Annotated in this window: 20 protein-coding genes; 15 read left to right on the top strand and 5 right to left on the bottom strand. The window is 35.0% G+C overall.

Going from position 1 to position 23,895, the window contains the following annotated elements; all coding sequences use genetic code 11:
* Positions 1-134 precede the first annotated feature (134 nt).
* Together CLV90_RS06860 and CLV90_RS06855 are read right to left on the bottom strand one after the other, a co-directional pair.
* On the bottom strand, positions 135-1,769 hold the full coding sequence (locus CLV90_RS06860) for a tetratricopeptide repeat protein (protein ID WP_133686725.1): 1,635 nt from the start codon (positions 1,767-1,769) through the stop codon (positions 135-137).
* Positions 1,770-1,918: 149 nt separating this feature from the next.
* The gene (locus tag CLV90_RS06855) at positions 1,919-2,776 is read right to left on the bottom strand and encodes an AraC family transcriptional regulator (RefSeq protein WP_133686724.1); all 858 of its coding nucleotides are present in this window, start codon (positions 2,774-2,776) and stop codon (positions 1,919-1,921) included.
* Between the two features lie 157 nt (positions 2,777-2,933).
* Here CLV90_RS06855 and CLV90_RS06850 point away from each other — a divergent pair, with 157 nt between their 5' ends.
* The 15 genes from CLV90_RS06850 (at position 2,934) to CLV90_RS06780 (ending at position 19,313) form a co-directional block, all read left to right on the top strand.
* The gene (locus tag CLV90_RS06850) at positions 2,934-4,088 is read left to right on the top strand and encodes a cytochrome P450 (protein ID WP_133686723.1); all 1,155 of its coding nucleotides are present in this window, start codon (positions 2,934-2,936) and stop codon (positions 4,086-4,088) included.
* 23 nt (positions 4,089-4,111) lie between these two features.
* Positions 4,112-4,420 (top strand): 2Fe-2S iron-sulfur cluster-binding protein, encoded by a 309-nt coding sequence (locus tag CLV90_RS06845; protein ID WP_133686722.1) that lies wholly within the window; start codon positions 4,112-4,114, stop codon positions 4,418-4,420.
* Complete coding sequence (locus CLV90_RS06840) at positions 4,420-5,664, top strand: NAD(P)/FAD-dependent oxidoreductase (RefSeq protein ID WP_208295100.1); 1,245 nt, start codon at positions 4,420-4,422, stop codon at positions 5,662-5,664. The genes CLV90_RS06845 and CLV90_RS06840 overlap by 1 nt, the downstream gene beginning before the upstream one ends.
* Before the next feature lie 22 nt (positions 5,665-5,686).
* On the top strand, positions 5,687-6,802 hold the full coding sequence (locus CLV90_RS06835) for a Zn-dependent alcohol dehydrogenase (protein ID WP_133686720.1): 1,116 nt from the start codon (positions 5,687-5,689) through the stop codon (positions 6,800-6,802).
* Positions 6,803-6,808: 6 nt separating this feature from the next.
* Positions 6,809-7,606: an alpha/beta hydrolase gene (locus CLV90_RS06830; RefSeq protein ID WP_133686719.1), complete on the top strand. Its 798-nt coding sequence runs from the start codon at positions 6,809-6,811 to the stop codon at positions 7,604-7,606.
* A 208-nt stretch (positions 7,607-7,814) separates the two neighbouring features.
* Positions 7,815-8,975 (top strand): galactokinase, encoded by a 1,161-nt coding sequence (gene galK, locus CLV90_RS06825; protein WP_133686718.1) that lies wholly within the window; start codon positions 7,815-7,817, stop codon positions 8,973-8,975.
* An 84-nt stretch (positions 8,976-9,059) separates the two neighbouring features.
* Positions 9,060-10,286: a glycoside hydrolase family 117 protein gene (locus tag CLV90_RS06820; protein WP_133686717.1), complete on the top strand. Its 1,227-nt coding sequence runs from the start codon at positions 9,060-9,062 to the stop codon at positions 10,284-10,286.
* 103 nt (positions 10,287-10,389) lie between these two features.
* On the top strand, positions 10,390-11,181 hold the full coding sequence (locus CLV90_RS06815; protein WP_133686716.1) for an IclR family transcriptional regulator: 792 nt from the start codon (positions 10,390-10,392) through the stop codon (positions 11,179-11,181).
* A 196-nt stretch (positions 11,182-11,377) separates the two neighbouring features.
* Entirely contained in the window at positions 11,378-12,394 is a 1,017-nt protein-coding gene (locus CLV90_RS06810; protein WP_133686715.1) for a zinc-dependent alcohol dehydrogenase, read from the top strand.
* Positions 12,395-12,412: 18 nt separating this feature from the next.
* Positions 12,413-13,177, top strand: coding sequence for an SDR family NAD(P)-dependent oxidoreductase (locus CLV90_RS06805; RefSeq protein WP_208295116.1), 765 nt, complete (start codon positions 12,413-12,415; stop codon positions 13,175-13,177).
* Between the two features lie 24 nt (positions 13,178-13,201).
* Positions 13,202-14,605 (top strand): sulfatase, encoded by a 1,404-nt coding sequence (locus tag CLV90_RS06800; RefSeq protein ID WP_133686713.1) that lies wholly within the window; start codon positions 13,202-13,204, stop codon positions 14,603-14,605.
* A gap of 11 nt (positions 14,606-14,616) precedes the next feature.
* Positions 14,617-16,071 (top strand): aldehyde dehydrogenase, encoded by a 1,455-nt coding sequence (gene aldA / locus CLV90_RS06795; RefSeq protein ID WP_133686712.1) that lies wholly within the window; start codon positions 14,617-14,619, stop codon positions 16,069-16,071.
* Between the two features lie 53 nt (positions 16,072-16,124).
* On the top strand, positions 16,125-17,216 hold the full coding sequence (locus CLV90_RS06790) for a mandelate racemase/muconate lactonizing enzyme family protein (protein WP_133686711.1): 1,092 nt from the start codon (positions 16,125-16,127) through the stop codon (positions 17,214-17,216).
* A 7-nt stretch (positions 17,217-17,223) separates the two neighbouring features.
* Positions 17,224-18,267, top strand: coding sequence for an aldose epimerase family protein (locus CLV90_RS06785; RefSeq protein ID WP_133686710.1), 1,044 nt, complete (start codon positions 17,224-17,226; stop codon positions 18,265-18,267).
* Positions 18,268-18,299: 32 nt separating this feature from the next.
* On the top strand, positions 18,300-19,313 hold the full coding sequence (locus tag CLV90_RS06780) for an L-rhamnose/proton symporter RhaT (RefSeq protein WP_133686709.1): 1,014 nt from the start codon (positions 18,300-18,302) through the stop codon (positions 19,311-19,313).
* Between the two features lie 64 nt (positions 19,314-19,377).
* Here the strand turns inward: CLV90_RS06780 and CLV90_RS06775 are convergent, their stop codons facing one another.
* The 3 genes from CLV90_RS06775 to CLV90_RS06765 form a co-directional block, all read right to left on the bottom strand.
* Entirely contained in the window at positions 19,378-20,346 is a 969-nt protein-coding gene (locus CLV90_RS06775; protein ID WP_133686708.1) for a family 16 glycosylhydrolase, read from the bottom strand.
* Positions 20,347-20,578: 232 nt separating this feature from the next.
* Positions 20,579-22,141: a hypothetical protein gene (locus CLV90_RS06770; RefSeq protein WP_133686707.1), complete on the bottom strand. Its 1,563-nt coding sequence runs from the start codon at positions 22,139-22,141 to the stop codon at positions 20,579-20,581.
* Positions 22,142-22,151: 10 nt separating this feature from the next.
* Positions 22,152-23,891 carry a RagB/SusD family nutrient uptake outer membrane protein gene (locus CLV90_RS06765; protein WP_133686706.1) on the bottom strand — a complete coding sequence of 580 codons (1,740 nt, stop codon included), beginning with the start codon at positions 23,889-23,891 and terminating at the stop codon, positions 22,152-22,154.
* Positions 23,892-23,895 lie beyond the last annotated feature (4 nt).

The raw sequence follows: 23,895 nt of genomic DNA, 5'->3' as shown, positions 1-23,895 counted from the left end.
CCCCTATAAAAGATAAATAAGAATAGTATTAATCATTCAATTAAATAACCTGTTAATAAAAAGAGTAAGGACTATCGACTTGAATTAAATTCCACAAGTCGATAAATTGATATATAATATAAGTTGTATGGGGTTTAAATTGAATTAATATAATCTTCTAAATTGACATTTCTAGGTAGATTCATTTTTTTACGAATACGATGTCTTGAAGTATGCACAGACTCTACAGATATACCTAACAACCTCGCCATATCTTTACTAGACATGTTTAATTTTATCAAAGCACATATTTTTTGATCACTTTGACTTAAATTGGGGAATTTCTCGAAAATCTTATCATAAAACTCTTTGTTCACTGATATAAACCGATGCTTAAACTCATCCCAATTATTATTATTATTAGACGAGATTGATCTTAGCACCTTATTAATTTCATGAATTTTAATCTTATCGTTACCTACACGTACCTTAGATTTTATCTCTTTCAAAAATTCATCTTTTTCTATTAGCTGAAGTGCTGAAGATGCTAATTCTTTATTCTTTATATCAATAAGAACCTGTTGCTTTTGTATTTCCAGTTCCTTATTTCTTTTTATGAATGCTTTTTCATTTCTATGTTTGGTTCTTAGGTAATTAAAATAGCCATAACCTATTATTATGATAAAGAAAATAGACCCTAACAAAATAATCATTTGAAGTTTACTTATCTCTTCTTCTTGCTCGAGTTGCTTTAAGTACTGTTGTTGAATTTGTTTTTCTTGTCTATCCTTTTCTAATCGATAATTATCTTTTATTTCTAATAAAGATTGGTTTATAGAACTTCTACCATCAAAAAATTTAGCATCCAACTCCTTAGCCTTCTCTAAACTTTTAAAGGCGTTCTTATAATCATTTTTTAATAGGTATAATCTAGTTAGATTCTCATAGACCAATGGTGTAAAATCTACATGACTTTTGTATTCCTCTGAAATATTTAAAGATTTTCTATAAAGTTCTTCACTTTTTTTTAAATCAGAAAGATTAAAATACATATCGCCTAAATACTTATATATTAATACGAGATAGGTTGGCTCATTTTCTTGAAAATAAGGTATTACATCCTCCATTAATCCTATTGCATCTTCATTATTATCTTCTCTTTCTAATAAAACAGCCTTTTCAAAATCAAGATACTCTTTACCACCATACTCTAAATGGGCTAATGGCTTAATATCAACGTCATCAGAAAAATATAAATAACAACTATCTAAATAAATACGAGCAACTTTATTTTCTTCCAACTCTCTACTTGTCTTTGCTAAAGAGTAATAATAAGGTACTAGTTCAGACTTTTTAAGGTTCATTTTTTCTACTCTTCTTTTTTGTAGTTCTAAAGAAGATTGTAAATACTTATAAGACTCTTTTACTCTTTTATTATAACTGTATATTCTGCCTAGTCTAACGAAAATTATAGATTTCAGTTTATCATCTTCTCTATTATCATTTAAAATTAAAGCTGTCCATAATGCATCATATGAGTTTGCGTATCGTGCAATATTTTCGAAAACATAAGCTTTTTCCAACAAACTATAAGTTGCACCAAGGGTATCATTTAATTGTAAATATTTTTTACTACTAAAATCTAACAAAGCAACTGCGCTATCAGGATTTTGAAATCTCAATTCTAATGCTCTTTCAAAAGCTTGTTGAGCACTAATATCTTTTATATTATTTTGTGCATTAAGTAATGTAATGGCAAGCAAACATAATACAGACAGTGTTTTTTTCATAAGTATATTTTCAAAGAAAAGTTTTAATTATTCATCTAATAACAACTTGGCTAAAGTAAATTTCTCTACAAAGTAAAATTTAATAAAAATCGACCAATACTAATTTCAACATCAAAACATCATAGATTTCAAAGTACAAACTAAGCAAATTATGAATTCATTTTTAGATATTGACTTTTAAAAACCTTTGGTGAGCTGTTCATATATTTTTGAAACTGTCTATAGAAAAAAGGTAGGCTTTCATAACCACAATCGTAAGCAATTTGACTTACCTGCTTATTTGTTTCTATCAACATTTTACTTGCCAAATTTATACGGTACTCATTTATGAAAGTGAAGAATGATTTGTTGAGCGATTTTTTAAAAAAACGACAAAACGCTTCATTACTCATCGAAACCAGTTTAGAAACATCATCTAATTTAATTTTTGAATTATAGTTCTTCTCCACATAATCGTACACTAAATCAATTCTATTATTAGCTTTTAAATTAAGATTAGGCGAGAAACCTGTAGTCGTTAATAATTCGAATGTTTTTACCGATGCCAATTCTTCTAATAATTGTAAAAAACTCAACAATCTATCTAGTGGTTTTTTATCAATGATTTCCATTAATCTATTTGCTGTCTTTTTTGAAGAAAATGAATGAAAAAAAACTCCTTTAGAAGCCTTTTTTAGCAATAAGCTAATTTGGTAAAACTCCTCTTTTTGATGCCAGTTTTCCCCTAAAAACAAATCGTTCCATTGAAAAATGACCGACTTTACATTACCTATATGTAAATCTGTATTTTTCCAGCAATGCGGCAGATTAGATCCTAAAAGAACAAAATCACCTTCTTCGAATTTTTGAATATTATTGCCTACGTACCTCATCCCCTTCCCTTTTACAATATAAGTCAGTTCAAATTCTGGGTGAAAATGCCAAGGTGCATCAAACTCAACACCCTCATAAACAAATGCATATAAAGCACTTTGATTAGAATTTATTTTTTCAAATTGTGCTTTCATAAGTTAACAATTATAATCTATTATGATTCAATAAAGTGAATATAGCTATTAAAATATCAAAATAAGCACTAAATATGCTAATAAACATTAATTAACGTGCCAGTAGTTTATTCATATTTGTCATGATACATTTTAAGAATAAAAAATAATCAACACCATGAATAAGAGCAACTTTCAAGACCCTTTTGAAAAGGAAAGAATTGAAAAAGGATTTGGCAAGATGAATGATCAAGGCGAGGAAGTTACCATGGTCTTAGGTCATAAAGATGTTCGAAGATGTGCACATAATGCAAAAACTTATCAATCTGGAGCTGCACCTGGTCGAATTGTTATTCCATCCGAAGAAAACATAAGAGATATTCGTCAGATTCCATTTGAAGTTGACCCGCCCCTACATGCAGACTATAGAGCCGTATTAGACCCGTGGTTTAAACGACCTTTAGAAGAAGAGTATACTACAAAGCTTAAAAATCAAATTCAATCGTTAGTTAAAGAGGTTTTAAAAAGAGAATCTTTAGACATTGTTAGTGAATTTGCGTTACCATTACAATCTCGTGCATTAACTCTTTTATTAAACACACCATACTCACAAGCCGAAACATGGATCTCTTGGGGTACGCATGTTTTTAGAAGTGAAGGCACTGCTTTAGATGCCGACAAGGCAAACATCTTGTATGATTATATTGATAAAGAAATTGAAAGGGCAAGCGCAGCCCCAACAGACGATCTGTATTCTGTGCTACTTGCATCTGAAGCAAACGGCAAAAAACTAACTAAAAAAGAAGTTAAGGGCGTTATTATTCTAACTTTTGCTGGCGGTAGAGATACCGTTATAAATGCCGTTACGAATTCGATTTCTTATTTTTCTGAACATCCAGAATCGCTAGAAAGATTACGTAATGAACCTGAAATATTGAACAATACTATTGAAGAATTGATTCGATATTTTTCTCCGTTAACACAAATGGGACGAATAACCACCGAAGCCTCTAATGTTTGTGAGCATTCGTTAAAAGCTGATAGTAAAATATCGCTTTGTTGGGCTTCAGCAAATCGCGACGCCAATGTATTCGAGAATGCAAATGAAATAGTGATCGACAGAAAAATAAATCCGCATGTAGCATTTGGTTTTGGCACACATAATTGTCTAGGTGCAACACATGCAAGGCAAATATTGAAGATATTGATTTCAACTTTATTAGAAGAAGTAAAATCAATAGACATTATAGACTACAAAGAGAACATTGAAGATTTAGGTCACTTTAAACGAAAAGTAGGCTTCGACAGTTTACACGTTAAATTCAACTATTAATAAAAACACTAATACATTTAAAAATGGCAAAAATAACATTTTTAACAAGCGATAATGAAACCATTATTACCGAGGCGACAACAGGTAATGTAATGGAACTTGCAGTACAAAATAAGGTTAAAGGAATTGATGGTGATTGTGGCGGAGTATGCTCTTGTGCAACGTGCCATGTTCATGTAGAACCTGCTTCTTGGGATAAAGTTGGAGCTCCAAGTCAATTAGAAAGTGATATGCTAGAATTTGATGATAACGTAAGTGAATTTAGTCGCCTTTGTTGTCAAATTGATGTTTCTGATGCAATCGATGGGATCGTTTTAAATGTTGCAAAATAATGTCTACCGAAACATCGAATAAAATTTGTGTTGTAATCGGCGCAAGTCACGCTGGGGTAAATTTTGCTTTCGCTTTACGAAAAGAAGGCTGGGAAGGTGAAATTATTTTATTTGATCGCGACCCAGAATTCCCTTATCATAGACCGCCGTTATCTAAAGCTTATTTAACAAGTGAAGAAGGTACAACTCAAGATTTATTGTTTCCGAAACAAAACTATGAAACTGATAGGGTTTCCCTAAGGTTAGGTGAAACCGTCAGCTCAATTAATCGTAAAGAAAAAAGCATCACCATTTCTGATGGTTCAGTTCAACAGTATGACAAATTAGTTCTTACCACAGGGGCACGCCCTTTTATACCCCCTATAAAAGGATTAAATACCGCAAAACGCGTTTTTGCGATGCGAACTGCTGAAGATGCTATTAATATTAGAAAATCCCTTAATAAATACCATAACAAAGTTGTCATTATCGGCGGCGGATACATTGGTCTAGAAACTGCTGCTTCCTTGAGTAAACTAGGCGCATCAGTAACTGTTTTAGAACGCGAAGAACGTGTACTATCTCGTGTAACCGCCCCTGAAATGTCTACCTATTTTAAAGAGTTACATCAGCAACATGGCGTATCACTTCGATCAAATAAAAATGTAACATCCGTTGATTTTAATAGTTACATTAACGAAGTTCAATGCGACGATGGTTCTAGCTACAAAGCAGATATCATTATCGTTGGTGTAGGTATTATAGTTAATACCGAATTAGCCGAAGAAGCTGGTTTAGAAATTGAAAACGGAATTAAAGTTGATGCCAACTGCAAAACCAATGATGAAGACATATATGCTTTAGGGGATTGTACTTTTCATTATAATCCGCATTACAAAAAATATATTAGATTAGAATCTGTACAAAATGCTGTAGATCAAGCAAAAGTTGCAGCGAAATCTATTTGTGGAGAGGCTGTGACCTATAACGCCATACCTTGGTTTTGGTCTGACCAATATGACGTAAAATTACAAATGGTAGGTTTATCGCAAGGTTATAACCATACTATTAAACGAATAGAAACAGATAGAGATAACTGCCAATCGGTTTGGTATTTTAAAGATGATGAATTACTTGCTGTTGATGCTATTAATAATGCTAAGGCCTATATGTTAGGTACCCGTTTTATTCAAAAAAATCAGAAAATTGATAAGCATAAACTTTCAGATATTTCTATAGCCATAACCCCGACTAGTTTTATTTAAAATCAGCATTAAAAATATAAAAATGTCAATACAATCTAAATGTGCAATAGCAACAGGTGATGGTAAATTTATCATAGACACAGTTACTATAGCAGAACCCAAAGCAGATGAAATAATAGTTAAAATAAAAGCTGCCGGACTTTGCCATACGGATCACGATTCTTTAACATGGGGCAAACCAATTGTTATTGGTCATGAAGGTGCAGGTATTATAGAGCAAATTGGTAGCGCTATTACAGATTTTAAGATTGGCGATAAGGTAATTCTCAATTGGGCTACCCCTTGTATGAAATGTTTTCAGTGCCAAGAAGGCAATCAGCATATTTGTGAAAACAACTCGCCTGTAACCGCTGGTGGAAATGGTTTTACCCCTGGTCATGCTCATTTAGAAGGCACAAAATGGAATAGTGAACCTATAGAGCGTTCTTTTAACATAGGTACTATTTCTGAATACGCTTTGGTGAAAGAATCTGCATGCGTAAAGTTTGATGGCGATTTACCCATGACTTCTGCAAGTATTATTAGTTGTGGTGTAATGACGGGGTATGGTTCTGCTGTGAATACGGCAAAAGTAACCGCAGGAAGTTCTGCTGTAATTATTGGAACAGGTGGCGTTGGCTTAAATGTAATACAAGGTGCCAGAATTTCTGGAGCATCAAAAATTATTGCAATAGACATTAATGAAGAGCGTCTTGAAATGGCAAAACAATTTGGAGCCACACATACTATTTTAGCTGATAAAAATGATACAGGTTTACTACAGGCATCAGAAAAAGTAAAAACAATAACAGAAGGTAGAGGTGCAGATTACGCTTTTGAGTGTACAGCCGTACCGGCATTAGGGGCTGCTCCTTTAGCTATGATTAGAAATGCAGGTACTGCAGTTCAAGTTAGTGGTATTGAAGAAACCATTTCTATAGATATGAATTTATTTGAATGGGATAAAATTTACATTAATCCCCTTTACGGTAAATGTCGCCCACAGATAGATTTTCCAAAATTAGTCAACCTTTATGATAAAGGAGATTTAATGCTAGATGAGATGATTACTAGAACATACCCAATTGAAAATTTACAACAAGCTTTTGATGATATGTTGGCAGGTAAAAATGCTAAGGGAGTAATCATTTTCGAATAAAAAATTATGTCAAAATTTAAAACAACAGAAATATCAAATCCTGAATTTGAAAGTAACCATCTTCGGTTTATTACGGTAAAGACTCCCAATCTTAAAGGACGAGGAGATATTTGTGTTTTTGTACCGCCTGGTGAAGAATTAAAGGACCTACCTATAGTTACATTATTACATGGCGTTTATGGTAGTGCTTGGATTTGGGCACACAAAGCGGGCGTTCACTTTACCGCTTTGCGTATGATGGTCGAAGGGCTTATAAAACCTATGGTAATCGCAATGCCTTCTGACGGATTATGGGGCGACGGCTCTGCTTACCTACCACATAACGACTTTGATTTTGAAAAATGGATTGTTGAAGATGTAATCGATGCAGTTATAGAAAATATTGACAGTACAAGCGCGTCATCAAACTTATTTATTTCTGGACTATCAATGGGAGGTTATGGTGCAATGCGATTGGCTGCCAAATATCCTGAAAAATACAAAGGGTTTTCAGGGCATTCTTCTATTACCAACATTAATCAAATGCATTTATTTGTTGAAGAGGATGAGCGTAATTATAATCAGACCGAAGAGCTCAACGAAGATGTTTTCAAGTTGATGGAACAAAATAAAAAACAGCTACCTCCATTTCGTTTTGATTGTGGTAAAGATGATTTATTGATTGAATACAATAGAGCACTTCATTTAAAACTTGACAAGTCAGATATTGATCATACATATCAAGAATTTGAAGGTAAACACGAATGGACATATTGGCAAAAACATATTGAGCGGACCTTGATTTTCTTTAACGGAATAAAGTAAGCTCGTTTATTACCGATTTAGAATTTATTCTACCATAAATGTCTATTGTTCAGTTTTTGTCAAGTTAGATTTACTTGAGAACATATACAGTATCTGTACATTGTTAGACCGTAAAATAAACAGTCCAGTATAGGTCATGTAATATTTGAAACGGCTAAAAGAAATAGCGTAATCAAATTTTAAAAAAGAAAAACTACAATTCCCGAATATGAAGGAAATAGAATTTAATTCGAAAAATTGGGATTTAATTATCGACTCTCCGGGTAGAATAAATATTATTGGTGAGCATACCGACTACAATAACGGCTTTGTACTTCCTACAGCCATTGATAAAAAAATTCAACTCAAATTCAATAAAAATGAAAGTGCCACGACCTGTAATATTCATAGTTGCAATTTTAACGCAAGTCTAACTTTTGAACTTAATAATATTAGTACGAGCGATAACCAGTGGGAAAATTATGTTTTGGGAGTTATATATGAACTACAGCAACTGACCGATAAGCTAAAAGGGTTCGATTGTATTTTAGATAGCGACATACCTGTAGGATCAGGTATTAGCTCTTCGGCCGCTTTAGAATGCGGCATTGCATACGGACTAAACGAACTTTTTGAATTAGGACTCTCGAAACAAGAAATCGTAGCATTATCTCAACGTGCAGAACATAATTATGTGGGTACAAAATGTGGTATCATGGATCAATTCAGCTCAGTAATGAGCAAAGCAGGGCATGTAATCTTGTTAGATTGTAAATCTCTTGATTATGAGTATGTTCCCATAGCAATTGCTCCATATAAAATTCTTTTATTGAATACGAATGTTTCGCATAATTTAGCTTCTGGCGAGTACAATGTGCGTCGGAGTCAATGTGAAGAAGGGGTAGCGATTATTCATGAAAAATATAATGAGGTAAGTTCTTTACGCGATGTTTCGATGACCATGTTAGCTGAATTTAAAAATGAACTTTCTGAAGATGTTTTTAATCGCTGTACGTATATCATTGAAGAAAAAGAACGTGTGTTGAAATCGGTAGAAGCCTTAAAAGAATCATCTCTACACCAATTAGGAAAATACATGTTTGAGACCCACCATGGTTTACAGCACCTTTATGACGTAAGCTGCCCAGAACTTGACTTTTTAGTTGATTTTTCTAAAAATTATGATGCCATTCTTGGAGCGAGAATGATGGGTGGTGGTTTTGGTGGTTGCACCATAAATCTAATACATGAAGATGCGGTACCGCAATTTATTGAAGAAGCCACCAGCGCATATTATAATAAATTCAATATTAAATTAACCGCTTTCGAAGCAATGCCAAGTGAAGGTACTAGTATCAAAACCAACAATTTATATTGTAATCTAGCTTGATTATTCAATTAAAAGGAAATTTAGCTCAATATGATATATTTTCAACATACTTAACTTAATTTACAAACCAAACAACAAATAAAAATGAAAAAAAATAATATTAGATTATTATCACTAGCATGTTTGTTCATCTTTACCGCATGTTCAGAAACTAAAAAAACTGAAAAAGAAAAGCAGACAGTAGAAGAAGAAATAACAATTACCGATGAGCTTATAGATGAATTAGGTATTACTAATCGAGACTCATTAAGTGCCGCTTCAAAAAGAGCGTTACAATGGCCACAAGATTTAGGAAATGAATGGTTTATTCAATTTTCTAATCTTAAACCTTTAAAGGGTGACTTGGCGTATGAAGAAGGTGTCGTAAGAAGAGACCCTAGTGCCGTCATTAAAGAAAATGGAAAATATTACGTTTGGTATAGTAAAAGTGTAGGACCGTCTCAAGGTTTTGGCGGCGACATTGAAAATGACAAAGTTTTTCCGTGGGATCGCTGCGATATTTGGTATGCAACATCTGAAGATGGTGAAACTTGGAAAGAAGAAGGTCTAGCAGTAGCAAGAGGCGAAAAAGGAACTTATGATGACCGCTCAGTGTTTACGGTAGAAATCATGAAATTTGAGGATAAGTATTATTTATGCTACCAAACGGTAAAATCACCTTATAATGTTCGAGTCAAAAATCAAGTAGGGTTGGCATGGTCAGATTCACCTAACGGACCATGGACCAAAAGTGAAGAGCCTATTTTAAGCCCGGCAGACAATGGTGTTTGGAAAGGAGAAGAACAAAACAGATTTTTAGTAGAGAAAAAAGGAGATTTTGACAGTCATAAAGTACATGACCCATGCATTATTCCTTACAAGGGGAAATTCTATTTGTATTATAAAGGAGAACAAATGGGAGAAAAAATCACTTTTGGAGGTAGACAAATTCGTCATGGAGTTGCTATTGCAGATAACCCACTGGGTCCATATGTAAAATCACCTTACAACCCTATCAGCAATAGCGGACACGAAATTTGCGTATGGCCTTATAATGATGGTATTGCTGCCTTAATTACTACAGATGGTCCTGAAAAAAACACAATTCAATGGGCACCAGATGGTATTAATTTTGAGATAATGTCAGTAATTCCTGGGGTTTCCGCACATGCAATTGGTTTAGACAGATCAGCTGACAATGAAAAAGAACCGACTGAAATTTTACGTTGGGGGCTTTCACATATCTACAATAATAGTGATTACCAAAGTATAATGAGCTTTACATCTGAAAGAAAAACTACCCATGCCGCAAAAGGAGAAAAAGCAAAATAAATAAATTTCAAATTATTAAAAAGAGGAGCATTTAAAAGTGCTCCTTTTTTTTATGCCCATATCGTATGCTAAATAATAGTAATTTTACGTTAGAATTCTTTCAATGAACAAAACTAAACCCAATTTAAAATCAGAGTATAATGTACCAAATCTTGAAAGAGGTTTACTGGTCATTGAGTTATTGGCTACAAAAAAAAGCGGCCTTACCTTAGCTGAAATTACCGAAACGTTGTCATTAACGAAAACTTCTGCATTCAGGGTAGTTAGCACGTTAATTTTCAAGAACTACTTACAAAAAAACGAAACTACCAAAAAGATTACACTCTCCAGAAAAATGCTTTCATTAGGCATTTCTTCTATGACCGAACAAAGCATTGTTGAAATGTCTATTGATGTAATGCGCGCCTTAAGAGATGAGTTAAAAGAGTCTGTTATGTTGGGTATTTTACTGGGCGATAAAGGCACTATTTTAGAACAAGTATCTTCATCTTATCCCGTAAAACTATTTGTAGAACAAGGCACTCAATTCAGTTTACATAGCTCTGTGGGCGGTAAATGTATTTTATCATATTTACCAAAAGAGGAATCTGATGAAATTTTAAAAAAAATTACACTTACTAAATTCACAAAAAATACCATTACTTCTAAAAAAGATTTTAGAAACACCCTACAAGAAGTGAAGAAAAATGGATTTGCGATAGATAATGGTGAAGATATACAAGGTATTCATTGTATTGGCGCACCAATTTTCAATGAATCAGGGTATCCTGTAGCGGCCCTTTGGATCACTGCACCACATGGTAGATTACCCCATGATGAATTTGATGCCAAAGGAAAAATCATAGCTCAATATGCGCTTGACATTTCAATAAAATTGGGTTATATATCACAATAGAACTTTAACAAATCATTTCTTGTTCTCAGATACCATAAGCCCTTTTTAAAGGGTTTTTTTATATCTAAATATCTCCTTATCTAATATTTAACAATTAAACTTTAGTATATGATAATTTATTAGTTGCTGGTTATATAAATAATTGTATATTTATTTCAAATATGAAACTAGTTTACTATTTGAAACAAATTAAGTAATGAAAGCAACGATTTACGAAGGCAATAAAACATTCACTGTCATAGACAAAGAAATTGAGCAACCCGCCCAAGGTGAAGTTAGAATTAAAGTAGCTTATTCTGGTGTTTGCGGTACAGATGTTCACATCTACCATGGCATGATGGATAAACGTGTAGCAATGCCACAAACTATTGGGCATGAAATGTCTGGTACTATTGATGCCGTTGGCGAAGGTGTTGAGGGGTATGATGTGGGAGAGAAAGTAGTCGTACGCCCATTAGATGACAGAAAAGTAAAAGCTTCTGACAAAGGTTTTAATCACATTTGTGAAGAATTAAAGTTTATAGGAATTGATAGTCCTGGATCCATGCAACAGTATTGGAATGTACCATCTTTCGTACTACATAAATTAAAAGCAGAAACCGATTTAAAACTGGCCGCTTTAATAGAACCATTATCTGTTGCAACACATGATGTTCGCAGAAGTGGGTTGGTAAAAGGTGAAACTGCAGTTGTTTTAGGTGGTGGACCAATTGGGTTATTAGTTGCCATGGTAGCTAAAGAAGTAGGTGCTCAAGTAATAATCTCAGAAGTGAACCCTAAACGTATTGCAAAGGCAAAAGAATTAGGTTTTGACGCAGTTAACCCTATCGAATTAGACTTAGTAGAATACGTAAAAAGCAAAACCGAAAATCGCCGTGCAGATGTAGTTTTTGAAGTTGCTGGGGTGCAACCTGCATTAGATATTATGTGTGAAGTTGCTGGTATTAGAGGTAGAATTTTAATGGTGGCCATTCATGGTGAGAAAAAACCAGTTGATTTATTCAAATTTTTCTGGAAAGAATTGAGCTTAATAGGTGCTCGAGTTTATGAAAAAGAAGATTACGAAAAAGCCATTGAACTGATCACTCTAAATGAATTACCATTTTCACAAATGATAACAGATGTTCAACCTTTAACGAATATTCAACAAGTATTTGAAAACATAGATAATAACCCCGACGGACTAAAAGTCTTGATGGATTGTCAATTATAAATAAAATATACAATGAGCATATTAGACAGTTTCAACCTAAATGGAAAAGTAGCATTAGTTACAGGTTGTAAAAGAGGTATTGGTAAAGGAATGGCTTTGGCATTGGCAGAAGCCGGTGCGGACATTATAGGTGTATCTGCAACTTTAGAAGCATCAGGTAGTGCAGTTGAAAAAGAAGTTACCGCATTAGGTAAAAAATTTACGGCTTACCAATGTGATTTTTCAGATAGAAAAGCGCTTTATAAATTTATCAAAGACGTAAAAGCAAACCACCCTACAATAGATATTTTGGTAAATAATGCAGGTACAATTTTAAGAACACCGGCAGCAGAGCACCCAGATGAAATGTGGGATAAAGTGATAGAAGTCAATCAAAACGCACAATTTATCTTGACACGAGAAATTGGGAAAGATATGATTGCCCGTGGTTCTGGAAAAATAGTATTTACTGCATCATTACTAACCTACCAAGGTGGCATCACTGTACCAGGGTATGCGGCTAGTAAAGGCGCTATCGGTCAAATGATTATGGCATTTGCAAACGAATGGGCAGGTAAAGGCGTGAATGTTAATGGTATTGCACCTGGCTATATATCCACAGACAATACAGAGGCATTACGTAATGACCCAGAAAGAGCTAAATCTATCTTATCGCGTATACCAGCTGGTAGATGGGGTGAGCCTACCGATTTTGCCGGACCAATTGTTTTCTTATGCTCTAAAGCATCAGATTATATGCATGGATCAATTACCCTAGTTGACGGCGGTTGGATGGGTAGATAATTTAATTTCAAAAAAAGGTATAAAGTGCATCATCGGTATTTAAAAATATTATTAATTCTGCTAGGCTTTTTTAAGGTGAGTTTTTTAACTGCTCAGCAGCAACCAAATATTGTTTTTATTTTATCAGATGATGCAGGTTATGCCGATTTTGGCTTTCAAGGAAGCAAAGAATTTAAAACACCTGAATTAGATAAACTTGCAGAAAACAGTGTAAAATTTTCTCAAGCCTATGTAAGCGCAGCAGTTTGCGGACCATCACGAGCAGGAATGTTGACTGGCAAATACCAACAGAAATTTGGTTTCGAAGAAAACAATGTTCCTGGGTACATGAGTGCATCTGGTCTAGTAGGTGATGAAATGGGATTACCTCTTGATCAAACAATTATAGCAGAACATTTAAAAGAAGTTGGTTACAAAACTGCTCTATTTGGAAAATGGCATCAAGGTAATGCAGATCGCTTTCACCCAACTAAACGTGGGTTTGATGAATTTTATGGCTTTCGAGGTGGAGCCCGAAGCTATTTACCATACGATGAAAAAAATACAACCAATAGAATTGAAGATAGACTTGAACATGGCTACGGAAATTTCTTAGAACACAAAGGCTATTTAACCGATGAACTAGCTAACGAAGCAATCTCTTTCATCGATAAAAATAAAGAAAATCCATTTTTTATCTATTTGTCTTTTAATGCAGTTCATACTCCTATGGAGGCTACTGCAGTAGATTTAAAGCAATTTCCAAATTTAAAAGGGAAAAGAAAAACATTGGCCGCCATGACTTTAGCTATGGATCGTGCCATTGGAAAGGTTTTACAGGAACTTAAAAAACGTGGGTTATCAGACAATACATTAATTGTTTTCACCAATGATAACGGTGGCCCATCAGACGCTAATGAATCAGATAATAGTCCGTTAAGTGGTACGAAAGCAAATCATTTAGAAGGTGGTATAAGAGTACCATTTTTAATGTCGTGGCCAAACCTACTAAAGAAAAACACAACCTACCACTACCCTATTAGCACCTTAGACCTATTTCCTACTTTTTTAGTAGCTGCAGGAGGAAAAATTGCAGATACTAAAGATTTAGACGGCGTTAATCTTATTCCCTATTTAAAAGGTGAAAAAACAGATGCTCCTCATGAATTTCTGTATTGGAAAAAAGAAAATAGAGGCGCTATTAGAAATCAAGATTGGAAACTACTACGATTTCCTGACCGACCCGCAGAATTGTACAATATTAAAAATGACATGTCAGAAACCAACAATTTGGCAGCACAGTATCCTGAAAAGGTAAAACAACTTTACAAACAATTATTCAAATGGGAGCTTACGTTAGAAAGACCTCTTTGGCAATTAAGACGAGAATTTGAAGGTAAAGCAGCAGATAGAATGGATGCCTATAAAAAAACGAATACAAAACAATAATACCATATACTATGTCAACAATTAAGGATTACCAGCTTTTTATTAACGGAGAATGGAGAACATCAACTTCAGGAGAAACTATTGATATCATTAGTCCTTCTAATGGAGAAGTTGTAGCACGTGTACAAAATGGTACTGCAGAAGAAGCTATAGAAACATTGAAACATGCCGATAAAGCTCAAAAAGAATGGAAAAAACTACCTGCTAGAACAAGAGCTGATCTATTGTATAAATTGGCTGATGAAATTGATGCAAATACAGAGCATTTAGCTCAATTATTAACAAAAGAACAAGGTAAACTTTTAAAGGTTGCTCGTTTTGAGGTAGCCGTTACCGCTTCCTTTATAAGATATGCTTGCGAAGGTGCACGCAGAATTGAAGGTGATATTATACCTTCTGACAACCCTAACGAACAAATCTGGATTCAGAAAGTTCCTCGTGGTGTTGTTGTTGCCATAACAGCATGGAATTTTCCATTGGCACTGGCAGGCCGTAAATTAGGTCCAGCCTTAGTTGCCGGAAATACCATTGTCATTAAGCCAACTTCTGAAACGCCTATAGCTACTTTAGAATTAGGGAATTTAGCCAATAAAGTTGGTATACCTGCAGGGGTAATCAATATTTTAACCGGTCCGGGTAGAGCAATGGGTAATGCCTTGGTCGAGAGTCCACTTTGTAAAATGGTAACCATGACAGGTTCTACACCTGTTGGTCAGCAAATAGCTAGGAATGCTGCACAAAATCTAACACATGTTCAATTAGAACTAGGTGGTAAAGCACCTTTTATCGTTTTTGAAGATGCAGATATTGATGCTGCCGTAGATGCCGCTTTACATTCTCGTTTTGATAATTGTGGGCAAGTATGTACCTGCAATGAAAGAATGTATTTGCATGAAGGTATTTATGATGCGTTTATGGAAAAATTCATAGCAAAAACAAAAGCCATAAAGGTTGGAGATCCTATGTTAGAAAATACAGATATGGGCCCTAAAGTAAATGCAGCAGAATTAAAACATATGGAGCACTTAGTAGCTGTTAGTATCAAAGAAGGAGCAACTGTTGCTACAGGTGGCAAAAGACCAGAAGGTGCGGAGTTCGAAAAAGGATTTTGGTTCGAACCTACTGTTTTAACCAACGTAACTCAAGACATGACGATTGTTCATGAAGAATCGTTCGGTCCTATTTTACCGGTTTTAAAATTCAAGACTTTTGAAGAAGTTATTGGGTATGCGAACGATTGTGAATACGGTTTGGCCGCAATGGTTTTTACCAATGACATGAATACCATCATGAAGTGTAACGATGAATTGGAATACGGTGAAATATACGTGAATCGTGGTCATGGTGAACAACACCAAGGTTTCCATAATGGATATAAATTATCTGGTTCTGGTGGTGAAGATGGTAAATATGGTTTTGAACAATATATGGAAAAGAAGACCTTTTACGTAAGACATAAAGCATAAGTCTTACTTAGCACTATTAACTCCACTTACTAGTACCCTTTAGAAAAGATAAAATGAGCACAAAAATTAAGAGCGTAATCTCCAAACTTTTTAAAGTTCCGTTACCTGAAGTAATGAACGATGCAAAACATGGAGACCATACACATTTCGAATTAGTAACTACCACCATTACTCTAGAAGATGGTAGCGAAGGCACTGGGTATACATATACAGGTGGAAAGGGAGGTTTTTCTATAAAGGCAATGATCGATCATGATTTTGCCAATGTTCTCGTAGGTAAAGATGGTATAGATATAGATGGTATTTATGATTTTATGGAGTGGCATATACATTATGTAGGCCGTGGTGGCATTGCATCTTTTGCTATTTCTACCATTGATATTGCCCTTTGGGATATAAAATGTAAAAAAGCCGGTCAGCCTTTATGGAAAATGGCTGGCGGCAATGGTAATACCTGTAAAGCATACTGTGGCGGTATCGATTTACAATTTTCCATAGAAAAGCTTTTAAACAATATGAGTACCTATTTGGATAACGGATTCAACGCCGTAAAAATCAAAATTGGGAGAGAAAACTTAGAAGAAGACTTAGAACGAATTAAGGCTGTTAGAGAATTTATAGGTCCTGATGTAACTTTTATGGTAGATGCCAATTATTCTATGTCCATAGAAAAAGCGATCAAGGCAATTGAAGGATTTAAACAGTATGATATTACTTGGTTTGAAGAGCCGATTATACCAGATGATTACAAAGGTTTTGCCGAAATAGTGGAAAAAACAGGTTTCCCATTAGCTATGGGAGAAAATTTACATACCATTCACGAATTTGAGTATGCCTTTGACCAAGCTAAACTGTCTTTCATTCAACCAGACGCCTCTAATTGTGGTGGTGTTACCGGTTGGCTTAAAGCTGCACGTTTAGCAGATAAGCATGGCATACCCGCATGCTCTCACGGTATGCAAGAATTACATGTAAGCTTAGTATCGGCACAACCCAATTCAGGTTGGCTTGAAGTACATAGTTTTCCTATAGACCAGTATACTACACGACCGTTAGTGGTAGAAGATTATAGAGCTGTAGCTTCTAATGAACCAGGAACAGGCGTAGTATTCGATTGGAAAAAATTAGCCCCTTATCAACAATAAGAAATATATGAAACCAGAAAAAAAAGATTTCGGAAATTTAGAAGGAGAAAAGGTTGATCTGTATACGCTGATGAATTCTAAAGGAATGGTCGTAAAAATAACCAACTATGGCGCTACGATTACATCGATACAAATTCCTGATTCTAATGGAGAATTGAAGGAAATTACTTGTGGTTTTGATACTTTAGAAGGGTATTTTACCGATGATTACAAAACAAATTCACCTTACTTTGGCTCTACAGTTGGCAGGTATTGTTCTCAAATTAAAGATGCTAAATTTAGCTTAAATGGTAAAACATATCATTTAGCAGATAATTGTGGCCCTAATAATTTACATGGCGGGGTTGTTGGTTTTGACAAAAGAATATGGAATATCTCATTAGCTGATGATGAACAATCAACAATTAAAATGTCATTACTTAGTAAAGATTTGGAAGAAGGTTTTCCTGGTAATGTACAGGTTGAAGTTTCTTTTACTTTGACAGATGACAATGAATTGAAAATCGACTATAATGCAACGACTGATGCCGATACTCCGCTTTCCATTACCAACCACACCTATTTTAATTTAACTGGCTTTACCGAGTCAGTAGAAAATCATATCGCAAAAGTACACACGAACAAACGTTTAGAACTTGATGACACCGGTGCTGCTACAGGAAAAATTATTAATGTAGAAAAACAGCCAGACGACTTAACAGAAGGAAAACGTATAGGAGACGTACACGATGCTATAAATGACGGATTTGAGCATTTCTACATCTTTGACAATCAAAAAGAAGATTTAAACCAGGTTGCTTCAATCTCAACCGCTAAAGAGGAACTGAGTTTAGATGTCTTTTCTACAGAACCTTGTATGTTGTTTTACACAGGCAAATACACCTCAGATGATTTAAAAAGGGAAAACGGAATTCAATACGGAAAATATAGAGGTTTCTGCTGTGAAACTCATAGATACCCTAATGGGCCCAATATTGAAGGCTCACCAAAATCAATTACTAAAGCAGGTGAGCATTTCAAAAGCACAACTGTTTTTAAATTTTCATTTTAATTACAACTAATCAACTCACTAAATAACCAATTATGACAGAAGGAGTTTTACTGGCCATTTTTGCCGGACTAATGTTAGGGCTTTATGCCTTACCCGAGAAATTCACCAAAGACTTTAAGTATGAAAATACATGGAGCTTATTCTTTTTACTAACCATGTTCGTGGTACCCATTATAGCATCTATTAGCCTTATCAACGGCTTTGGAGATATATTCGGCAACATGCCAACAGAGATATGGATAAAAATGGGGTTAACCAGTTTTCTATGGGGCGTGGGAGTTATGATGTGGAGTAAAGCCATTAACCATATTGGGTTGTCTTTAGGTTTTTCTCTCTTTATCGGTACAATTATTTTAGTGGGATCGGTATTACCGTTTATTGAAGATGGCTTACCACCTACAAATAAATTAACTACCATCCTATTAGGCTTGTTCGTTGTATTAATAGGGATTTTTGCTAACGGTAAAGCAGGTTTTATTCGGGAAAAAGTTGAAAAGGACAATCATGCCAATAGCGAACAAAAAGGTTCTATGGCAACAGGTATTTTAATCGCTGTTATTGGCGGTTTACTTGCAACTGGCTTTAGTTATGCGAATGCAGCTGGCAGACCTTACTTACATGAAGCTAGTCAGGCCGCAGGTAACGCAGAGTGGATTACCGCAGTGGCCGTAATGTTCCCGATTTTTATTAGTGGTGGTATAGTAATGACCGCTTATTTTCTTTGGCAGTTAAGTACTAAAAAGGCATGGGGAGATTTTAAAACTCCTGCATTCGGCAAAAACTTTGTATTAATATTAGTCATGGCTTTTTTCCATTACGCAGCGTCTGCCCTATTTGCTTTTGCGGCATACAAGTTGGGTGCATCGGGCAATACGGTTGGGTATGCAATATTTAATACAGCTTGTGTGGTAACAGCTATTATAAGTGGTATTATCACTAAAGAATGGGTCAATGCTTCACCAAAAGCCAGAAAGTTCTTGTACATGGGCTTAAGCTGTATGGTAATAGGTATTATCATAGTTGCCTATAGCAATAGTCTTACTTAGGCTACTTAAAAGCATAGTTTAAAAAAACAGAAGCCAGATCATATGATCTGGCTTCTGTTTTTATTTATTCAGGTTTGTACACCCGTATCCAATCTACATGCATAATTGTGTTTTCTTCATTTGTGACCGTTGGGTCATTTAAAAAATCTATACCCTGGGTTGTTCTCCACGACTGGGCGGCAGCACTAATAATCATGTGCATTGGTTTTGTTAAACCATTACCGTTAGTATAGTTTTCTGGATCTATTTCGTCAACAGGCGTTGTGCGAACTAAAACACCATCTACATAATACGACAAACTCCAAGGATCTTCCCAAAGAACGCCATAATTATGATATTCTTCTGACCATATTGTTCCATTGCCGTCAGCATACCAAGTTTCTGGACCAGTTGGTTGATAATCTTGAAAAGGCTCTCGAATAAAAACATGATGGCTCAAATGTAATCGTTTAGAGAAATAGTCGTTACTTTTTGCACCGAACGCTTCTAAATTATCAATCTCTTCAGTAGAATCATCACTTAACATCCATACAGCAGATGATAGCACAGATTCACTGAGTTTCACCCTAACCTCCATATACATAGGGTACGATGTTTTTGCCTTAGAAGTAACGCATCCGGTCAATATCTTACCATCGACGATGTTAGCTTTAAAAACAAGCTCACCTGCATCAATAGAAGATTGTTCAGGGGTATATCTAGTTATTCCCGGACCCGTCCATCCGTTGAAAAAACTATCTTTCCAGTTAGTAGAAAATTCAGCAGAAGATTTGCCGTTTTCGTAATTAAATTCACTTGAAACTAAAGGTTGAATAGTCCATACGGTCCCTTCTTCCTTCGGGCTAGGCAAAAAGGAAACTTCATTCTCAGTTGCATTATTTTCTTCTACCACAACTTCTTCTTCATCAACGATTTCTTCATCTATTATTTCCTTAGAATCGGGCTCATCAATTGTAGGCTCATTGTTTTGACTAGAACAACTACCAAGAAACAAACTTTCAATCAACACAATTAAAACGAGGGATTTCTTCATATTTTTTAAATTTCTAAATAATTATTTTTATAGATAAGATTATAGAACATACTATCTAAAAAAGGTAATGTACTAGACAAAGTCGTATTCGTATTTTGTAACAAATTTGACATACAACATTTACTATTTAATGCATATTAAAAGAGGGAAAACAGTGCTATGCTTCCCCCTTTTCTAACAAATTACTAACTCAACAACTTTTACTTATTTATTTTCCTTTCATGAAGTACATTTAAGGTTTATTTACCACTTCAGTAATAGTAATATCATCAATAGTAAATAATAACTCTGCGCCATTATTTTGATTATTACCTCTAATTAAAATTTCACTGGTTGTATCACTTAAGAAGTTAAATTCATCAGAACTAATGTAAACCCATTTATCAAGAGGTGTTGATGCATTAAGTTCTGCTATAAAAACTTCTTTAAAAGGAGGAACCACATAAAATCTAAGATCTGCTGTACCTGAAACCGGAGTAGTAATATAAACCCAAGCTCCTAACTTATAATTTTTACCTGCCTCGAAAGTAAACTTGGCATTATCGATAGCCTCAGGTTTGTAAGCGTATATCATACCGCCATTTGCCTCTATTGCAGCCTGAGTAGCCATTGTACCAGTTTTAGCTCTTGCGTCGGTCACGGCTGCCGTGAATTGGCCCCAAACGCCTCCCCAACCAACATCTCTCCAATCAGGACCACCATTCTCCATACTATAATCGTAGCTGGTGCCAATTAAAAGGTTTTGTTCAATCAATATTGCTTGTTGATCAGTAAATGTATCGGCTATAACACCATCTAAGGTTGACAAACTTCCTTTTGTGTAAGAAAGACTAATCATATCATCAGAATAAAACTGAGGTATGTCTAATTTTAACTCTACAAAGTTAGCAGCGTCAGGATCAACCGTAATCGAAGTTATTGCTGGATTAGATATTCCACCATTATCGATCGATACAACAAAATCTGAAGGTACACCTGTAGTTTCATCCATATCTCTACTAAAATTCAAGAATATACTAGTCCCTATTGCTTCAATGCCATCTAATTGCACTGGCTCAGTAGAAGGTATTACATTAATCAAACTTGAAAGGGTAATTATTTCTTCTCCGACTGGTCTTGCCAATGAAGATATAAGCTCTAAGCCAAAAGAACCCGTTTTTTTATAACGTACATCATAAATTCTCTTATCTTCAGATAGGCTAATTCTGGTACCACCTTCTGCAGTCCATAAAAAACTATCAGGACTTCCTTGAGTTGACTCGTCTACTATAAAACGAACCGCCTTACCTGCAGTAACTTCATTATTTGCTCCACTTGTAAGATTTAATTCATCTCCCAGTGATCCATCTTCGTTTAAATTATATGCTTTAAGAACAGTTTTTATTTCAGGAAGTACGGTTACAACAAAAGTGGTATCTATTTCTTTACCGATTACATTACCTGCCAGGTCGTAAGCATCGCCCTTAAAAACCTGAGATAAAACTACATCGTGCTCGCCTTCAACATTAAATATCGCCTTTACGTTTTGCTCTGTTGATGTTTCATCATTATCAGACCCAACAATATCTGCCACACCAGTTGGTAAAGTCCATAATCGGGACTGTACTCCAGAAGATAAATCTCCTAAAGTAATGCTATTACCAATTCTAATCGTATTGGTAAAATTCATTTGAGATGTAGCGATAATTCTACTATTAGCTTCATTTAGTTCTATATCATCGTAAATATCTTCACAAGAATACAGACCTAATATAACCGCTACAAATGCTATTAATATTTTAAATTTTGTTTTCATATCTTAAATATTATAAATCATTATTACTTTGTACTTCTCCTGCAGGAATAGGGAGATAATCATGTTGACTTGAACTATATCTATCTATACCGCCTAACGAAAGTAAATTGATCGATCCTTCAATAAAAAGAGGTGCTTGACCTATAAGAGATTCAAAATTATCATTTCTCCAGTTCAAATTGTCGCCCATAGTTGTAAATACATCATCAACGATACCCCAGCGAACTAAATCTGCCCATCTTTGCCCTTCAAAACAAAGTTCTAGTGGTCTTTCTACCATTTGAAGGTGTGTCATTAAATTATCTGCCGTCGGACTTACAAATGGCTGGCTACCATACCTTTGTTTGCTGATATGCAATTGTGGAAAAGTATTTCCGTTATCATCCAAGTACTGTCTTATGGTGATTACACCTGCTCTTGAACGAACCATGTCGATATACTCAATAGCCTCATCTACATCTCCGCTTGCATTTAAAACCGCCTCTGCATACATTAAATAGACATCGGCCAAACGAATATGTCTGAAATTAATTCCACTTCTATTTAAAGCTATTTCTGCTGTACCTTGAAACCAATTCGTATGCTTTTTCACTAAAGCAGTTAAGCCTAGTCCTCTATAGGTATGTACGTTTGCATCCGTATTATCTACACCATAATAGGTGCCTTCAAAGTCTTTTGGGCAAATAGAAGCCGTTAAACGTTGCGAATGTAAATTACCCCCTGCATTGATCGGATTACTTGGATCTATTTCATCGTTCGTAAATAATTCATGCAAATATAAATTTGCCACTACGGTATTAAATCCGCCAAAACCGCCGATGGAAGCATAATTACTTGAAATACCACTAGCTTCAGCACCTGAATTACCAGGGGTATCATCTACGTTATTTCCATTTGCGCCAGGATTGGCTGTAGAACTGTATGCTACCTCTAAAATTGATTCAGAATTAAATTCATTCTGATCGCTGAAATTGTCTAAAGAGTTTGGGACTAAGGCATATACACCAGAATCTATAACTTCTTTAAAGTCATCGGCAGCAAGTTGCCAGTCTTTAGCAAATAAATATACCTTACCTCTTAAAGATGTTGCTGTACCAGAGGTTACTCTGCCTAAATCTGAACTATTTTCCCAAGTAAGTGGTAAGTTATCTTTTGCATAATTTAAATCTGGTAAAATTACTTGCTGTGTAACTTCTTCGATTGAGCTCAGAGCTTTACTTAATTCGGTTGTAGAAACCTCGGTACGTATTACTGCTTTACCATAAGTATGAACCAATTGAAAATAGAAGAAAGCCCTTAATAATCTTGCTTGCCCTAAAATAGCTTCTTTTTCACCTGTGGCAAAAATAGTCTCATCGGCAAGTTCAATATTAGTTATTATCTGATTAGCTCTAAAAATTCCAATATATAATTGATTCCACTTATTTACTATTTGCTCGCTATTATCCGTATAGCTTAATTGTCTAAAAATGTTCCATCTACCGAAGAAAGAATAGGTATCTGCAATGTCAGCCCTAATTATTTCTTGTGATAATCCACTACCGCTTACTGCCTGAAACTGCATTGCGCCATATACTGTGGTTAAAGCAGTATTGAACTGAGTTGGTGTATTCCAAAACGTAGCGTCTGTAATGGAGTTAGGATTATCTACTGTTAAAAATTCATCCTCTGAACAACTAGCTAGAGATAATATACAGCATGCCACCATTGTAATGGACCATACTTTGTGTTTTAATATAACGTGTATCATTTTT

The sequence above is a fragment of the Maribacter spongiicola genome, assembly GCF_004364165.1.
In the GTDB taxonomy this organism is placed as follows: domain Bacteria; phylum Bacteroidota; class Bacteroidia; order Flavobacteriales; family Flavobacteriaceae; genus Maribacter; species Maribacter spongiicola.
Note: the sequence above shows the minus strand (reverse complement) of the source record. Positions and strands in the feature narration are given on the sequence as shown.